The sequence below is a fragment of the Yokenella regensburgei genome, from assembly GCF_003634235.1.
In the GTDB taxonomy this organism is placed as follows: domain Bacteria; phylum Pseudomonadota; class Gammaproteobacteria; order Enterobacterales; family Enterobacteriaceae; genus Yokenella; species Yokenella regensburgei.
The window spans coordinates 279,237-284,199 of the sequence record NZ_RBIZ01000007.1 but is presented as its reverse complement, the minus strand read 5'-3'; the positions used below and the strand labels follow the sequence as shown (position 1 = coordinate 284,199).

11 protein-coding genes are annotated in these 4,963 nt (G+C 47.2%); all 11 read right to left on the bottom strand.

Annotated elements, in window-relative coordinates:
- A partial coding sequence (locus C7387_RS21520; RefSeq protein WP_211326896.1) for a recombination protein NinG occupies positions 1–162 on the bottom strand: 162 nt, incomplete at its 3' end.
- Entirely contained in the window at positions 155–448 is a 294-nt protein-coding gene (locus C7387_RS21515) for a hypothetical protein (RefSeq protein WP_134436770.1), read from the bottom strand. The genes C7387_RS21515 and C7387_RS21520, both read right to left, overlap by 8 nt.
- A gap of 152 nt (positions 449–600) precedes the next feature.
- Entirely contained in the window at positions 601–948 is a 348-nt protein-coding gene (locus tag C7387_RS21505) for a phage protein NinX family protein (protein ID WP_120817465.1), read from the bottom strand.
- A gap of 1 nt (position 949) precedes the next feature.
- A complete protein-coding gene (locus C7387_RS21500) occupies positions 950–1,180 on the bottom strand; it encodes a hypothetical protein (protein WP_120817464.1) in 231 nt (76 codons plus the stop codon).
- A 211-nt stretch (positions 1,181–1,391) separates the two neighbouring features.
- A complete protein-coding gene (locus C7387_RS21490) occupies positions 1,392–1,841 on the bottom strand; it encodes a DUF1367 family protein (protein ID WP_120817462.1) in 450 nt (149 codons plus the stop codon).
- A gap of 198 nt (positions 1,842–2,039) precedes the next feature.
- Complete coding sequence (locus C7387_RS23230; RefSeq protein WP_244922395.1) at positions 2,040–2,393, bottom strand: phiTE_015 family protein; 354 nt, start codon at positions 2,391–2,393, stop codon at positions 2,040–2,042.
- Positions 2,394–2,404: 11 nt separating this feature from the next.
- Entirely contained in the window at positions 2,405–2,629 is a 225-nt protein-coding gene (locus C7387_RS21480) for a hypothetical protein (RefSeq protein ID WP_120817461.1), read from the bottom strand.
- Between the two features lie 29 nt (positions 2,630–2,658).
- Positions 2,659–2,844: a hypothetical protein gene (locus C7387_RS22925; protein WP_134436773.1), complete on the bottom strand. Its 186-nt coding sequence runs from the start codon at positions 2,842–2,844 to the stop codon at positions 2,659–2,661.
- Positions 2,845–2,928: 84 nt separating this feature from the next.
- Positions 2,929–3,168, bottom strand: coding sequence for a hypothetical protein (locus tag C7387_RS21475; RefSeq protein WP_120817460.1), 240 nt, complete (start codon positions 3,166–3,168; stop codon positions 2,929–2,931).
- Positions 3,168–4,505 carry a replicative DNA helicase gene (locus C7387_RS21470; RefSeq protein WP_120817459.1) on the bottom strand — a complete coding sequence of 446 codons (1,338 nt, stop codon included), beginning with the start codon at positions 4,503–4,505 and terminating at the stop codon, positions 3,168–3,170. The genes C7387_RS21475 and C7387_RS21470 overlap by 1 nt, the downstream gene beginning before the upstream one ends.
- Complete coding sequence (locus C7387_RS21465) at positions 4,505–4,897, bottom strand: hypothetical protein (protein WP_120817458.1); 393 nt, start codon at positions 4,895–4,897, stop codon at positions 4,505–4,507. Before C7387_RS21465 ends, C7387_RS21470 begins: the two co-directional genes overlap by 1 nt.
- Positions 4,898–4,963 lie beyond the last annotated feature (66 nt).

Below are 4,963 nucleotides of genomic sequence, written 5' to 3'. Positions count from 1 at the left end.
TCGTTTCTTGTCTGCTGCTTTCTCCGCTTTTTCTCTCTCCTTACTTCGTCGCTCTATTGCTAATTCAGTTCCATGTTCCGGACTACACCACCATTGATTTGAGAATGCCGGATGGAACCATTCATTGCATACTTTGCATTTTCGACGGGGTGCTTTAGCCATTGGTCAATTCCTTCTGTCGCTCATCTTCTTGAGATAAGTTTTCTCCGTCTATAGGCATGAGCCACTGGCCCGGGCATCGTGCGATGCGGTCAGTCTTAATTATCCCGTTGTGACCAACAAGAGATGAGCTATATGGCTGTATTCTCCAAATATCTTTTCTATTTTGATGGGGTCCTTTATCTATGCAGCCAATAAATTCTACTAGTCCGACAACCTTACCGATGTTTTCTGGGCTAAGGCTCATGATAATGATCGCCAAGCCACCTACCCGTAACTCACTCATCATCTTCCTCCCGCATAACTCCGTTTGGGTCTGTTTCGATATACGATTCATGTGCGCACTCTTCGCAGCAATAGACCTCACCTGATAGCTGAGCACCACAACTTGCACAGTACCCGGCGCGATAGTTGCTATCTGCGTGGTATTTGGTGATTTGGTCATGGGTTAGCATTGGCTTTGTCCTGCATCATGAGGAAGACAATCATTGCGGCGCGGAGTGGAGTATCGTCATACCTAGAAATCATTGTTGCATTGCTCAGTGCGTAAGGTTTATCAGTGTCATCTTTCCATTGATGCCACTCGATGTTGATTTTATTAGCTACGATAATCGGCCATGCGTCTGCCGGGTTGTTGCATGGATCAAATACAGTCCATACGCTGTTTTTTACATAGAGCATTTCCCCGCCACTTCGACCGCAGAGGGTATTGTCATGTTCGATATTCTGGTTACACCAAAACCAGACTTTCTGCGCTATTTCTGCGTCGCTTAACTTTGAATAGTCCATATCAATGCAACCTCGCTGCCGTTGTCTCTTCCGGATCGGTAATCTGAATAACCATGTCGGCATCTTCAAACTGATACATGTAGGCGCTACCTTCTTTGCCTTCTAATCGACCCTGCACATAACCGCATATCCAGCTCATCATCATTTGAACCGAATCTATGCCGTCGCCTTCCATATCTTCGAGAAGGTCAGCGAGTCGGTCTGCGTAGTCGTCATCTAGTGATGTAATCATTGCCAAATCCTCGATTGAAATTTCTTGTCCACTCTCGGCTCACGCTCGCTATACGGAAGATACGCAGCTACCACCCAAAGCCTTGGGTCGGCGCTTAGTGTCTTCTTTGTCTGGATATTGCGAGAGTTGTAGCGGGAGATGAGTTCGTTTGCTTCGGTGGTGGTTAAATCAGTGTGATGAAACCATTGCATTTTCATTCCATTAGGATTCCTCAGAAAAATGAGTAGAGCTGATTCAGTATGTTCTGGTCTTTCGTCTTACCAAAAACATGCTTGATGGCTGCGTTAATCATCGCGCTATAGCAACGCTCGAATTCATCCGCTTCCATGCTGGCGTATGCCAGGCTCTTTGCTTCCGTTCTCACATCACCGTTTAATCTCACCGTCTGCTCGTAGAATCCAGCGAGTATCGTCAGGTCTTTTCGGAACCTGTCAAATTGGGTGGATTCGTCCACATGCTCAAGGCCGGCACGATTAGCGCACCAATGAGAGAAGCAGAAATTGAAGAAGGCGAATATCTTTCGGTGGAAAGCTGGGTTGCGGGTTAACTTGAACTCGGCGGTGTACATCTCACCATTTTTGAACTTGGTAAGGCGGGGTAAGTCATGCTCAAACGCCGGAGCGAATACTCCCCCTGCGGTCTTGATCATCTCGATTTGCATTGCTCATCATCTCATTCCATGCATCAATACATTCTTGGTGAGTTTTACGCGTAACTTTTATCTCTGTTTGCCCGTCTTCACACCAATGACGTAGGTATGCTTTTAGGATTATGTAGCGCTGTCCGGTCCAGTGCTTTGTTTCATCAAGACTTGCTGTTCCTGCTCCGCAAAATGGACATGGCTCTAGATAGCTCATACTCACTCCTTAACCTTGATTCCAGCGGCGCGGATAACCTCTTCAATCTCCCATCCAGCGTGCACCGGATAGCGATCTGAACCGTCACAACATTTATCCTTTTCGCTATAAGAAACGGCGACATCATCCCAATAATCGTCTGGTGCATGACCGGCCTGAATCCAAATGAGATGCGCATGTGGCTTTGGAAGCTCAATTTCTATTGCTGCTCTGCTATCTATCCACGCCTGCCATGAGTTATGTAGGTCTGGGCTGTTCAGGTAATCACCCAGCATTCGCTTATTAACAATTTCGTCTATTGAGATATTGAATTGCTTTGATGCCCATTGCTCGAAAGTCTTTCTTGATTCGTCCATATTCCTCTCCATCACTTTGACTTGATACGCGTCAGCTCATTGCTCAACTCTTCAATGCGTTGATTTTTGAACTTGAGCAGATGCTGCAAATCACATACAGAATTTGCTAACGAGTTATTGGCTGCCATGCAGATTACCACCCATTGTTCGGGAGTGAATTCTTGCCTGCTTTCACCCTGCCTGAGGACATGGCTGTTAGTGCTTGGCTCGTAATAAAAATACGCCTCTATCATCATTCCTCTCCTGTCAGCTATGTGATGGGGTGTTAGCGCCCACGGTTTTCTTTGTAAAGCGTGTCGCAGATTTTTTGATATTCCTTTTGAAACCAGTCTCGATTGTCATTGTAATTTCGACCGACTGCCTGAATTTTTGTACAAGAAAGATTTGTTGCCGCATTAATCAGTGCGACCTGAACATCAACGGGTAACTCTGGAAATTTAGGTTCACTCATACCATTACCTCTTAGTCAGATGCGCCATAATAAAAAGGCCTACTGTGATGAGTAGGCCTGTGATTAGTTCTGTGATGTAGGGTGTCATGCACCAATCCTCATAGTTTCTTTCCTCGCATTGAAATCATTAGCTGTGATTCCTTCTTGGATGCAATTAGCGAATACAATTTCACCATCAAGACAGCGGACCCACCGCCAATTAATAAACATGCGATCAGATACGTTTTTTGACGGACCAACTGGAACATCTGCTGGAAACTCTGCGTAATGTCTAATCAGATATTCCATTGCGTCTTCACGAATAACTGCGTCTTTGTAATCCATTATCCCCTCCAGTCTGTTTTCGGCGCTTCCCGCTCATTGTCAGCAAAACGCTTAGCGGCTTCCTGTTGGTCAATATTGACGAAGTGACCATTCTTCCAGCCCATGTAGAAAGTCTGAGGCTGACCAGAGCGATACTTTCCAACGATGATTTCTGCGATTCCCTTCATGTTGCTGTTGTCGTTGTAAACCTCATCTCGGTATGGGAAGAGGATTACGTCTGCGTCCTGCTCGATAGCGCCTGAGTCCTTCAGGTCTGACAGATTTGGGCGCTTATCCTGACGACCCTCTACGCCGCGGTTAAGTTGCGATAGTAGGATTACAGGAACTTTGTTACGCAGAGTGAATTGCTTAAGCTTGCGAGTTATCTCAGCGATGGCCAGGTCGTTACGGTCTGCCTTCGGTTTCTCAATAAGACCGAGGTAGTCGATGGCCAGGAAGCTAAGTCCTCCATCCATGTTTAAACGCTCAGCGTGTGCTATGCACTCATCCACTGTAAAAGCGCCATCGATAACGTAGTTATCCTCTTCCAGAAGAGTTCCTGTTGCAGCAGTAAGTCGCGTGTAGTGCTCCTGAATCATTCCTAAAGGGTTACGCAACGTGCCTACTGACAACCCGGCTCGGTCTGCGACATGACGTTCAACGACCTGCATATCTGACATTTCCATCGAGATAAGCAATCCCTTACCTTTCTGCCGGCCAATGGAGTTTGCGATATTGATAGCCAGCTCTGTCTTACCCATACCAGGACGGCCGGCAATGATGATCAGGTCTGTTCTATCAAAACCTCCGTAAGCTTCATCCATCGGTTGAATACCGGTACGGAGATACATACCAGATTCCTCACCGCGCATGCGGTTCTCCAGAACAGTCATGTAGTCGTCAAGTAAATCACCGATTCGGCGCGGTAACTTGTCGTTGGTCTCAAACTGAAGCTTGGCCAGTATTCCGCCTACCTCTGCAATTCTGTCGTTGATGTCATGCGTGCCAGCCGATGCAAGAATGCCGGCCGCACGTTTTAAGTCAGCTTCGCCGCGACGCAACATCCAGCACTGACGAACTCTTTTAGCCCACCCGCGGATATTTGCAGCTGATGAGCACTTAGTGGCAACCTCAAGAACGAAGTCCTTCGTGGTGGTTGGTACAGCGTCCTTCACAGTGAACATGTCCACGGGCTCAGCCTTGTTCAGCAGGGTAATAATCGCCTGATACATGCTGCGCAGGTGGAAGTTTTCGAAGGCATCAGCAGGAAGCTTACCCGCTATTTCTCGGCAGTCGATATGGTCACCCTTGACCATCATCGAGCCTACCAGTTGGTGTTCAAAGTCGTAGCTGTCCATCAGTTACCGGCTCCTAAAATCTGGTCAATCTTCTCTTGTCGGAGTGCTGTCTCAATCCCGTATTTAGTTCCTGTTGGGTTATCACCGCAGGCCCAGCGCGTTGGCTGATACCCATGTTCGATATAGCCGTTCAGGAAGTTGTCTATGTCGTTTGGTTCCTTGCCAAGCTCCTTGCACTGCTTCAGGTAGGATTGCCACAGTCGCTTAATACCAGCCTCAGTTGAGGTGGTGATGCTTCTCACTGTTGGAATGCCAAACTTCTGTGCTTTGCAGTTCCAGGTGTTCTTGAAGCGCTCGCGATCGAACTCTGGAATTGCAGAACGTGGATTTGTTTTCTTGGCACGAGGGTTTGTGCCTTTCTGACGGGGTGTTAATTTTTCATCACCAGACAAGCCCACTTCGTGGGTTTGGGTATTTGTATTTATTGTCTTTTGTATAGTGTCTTTTGTGTCCCCCTG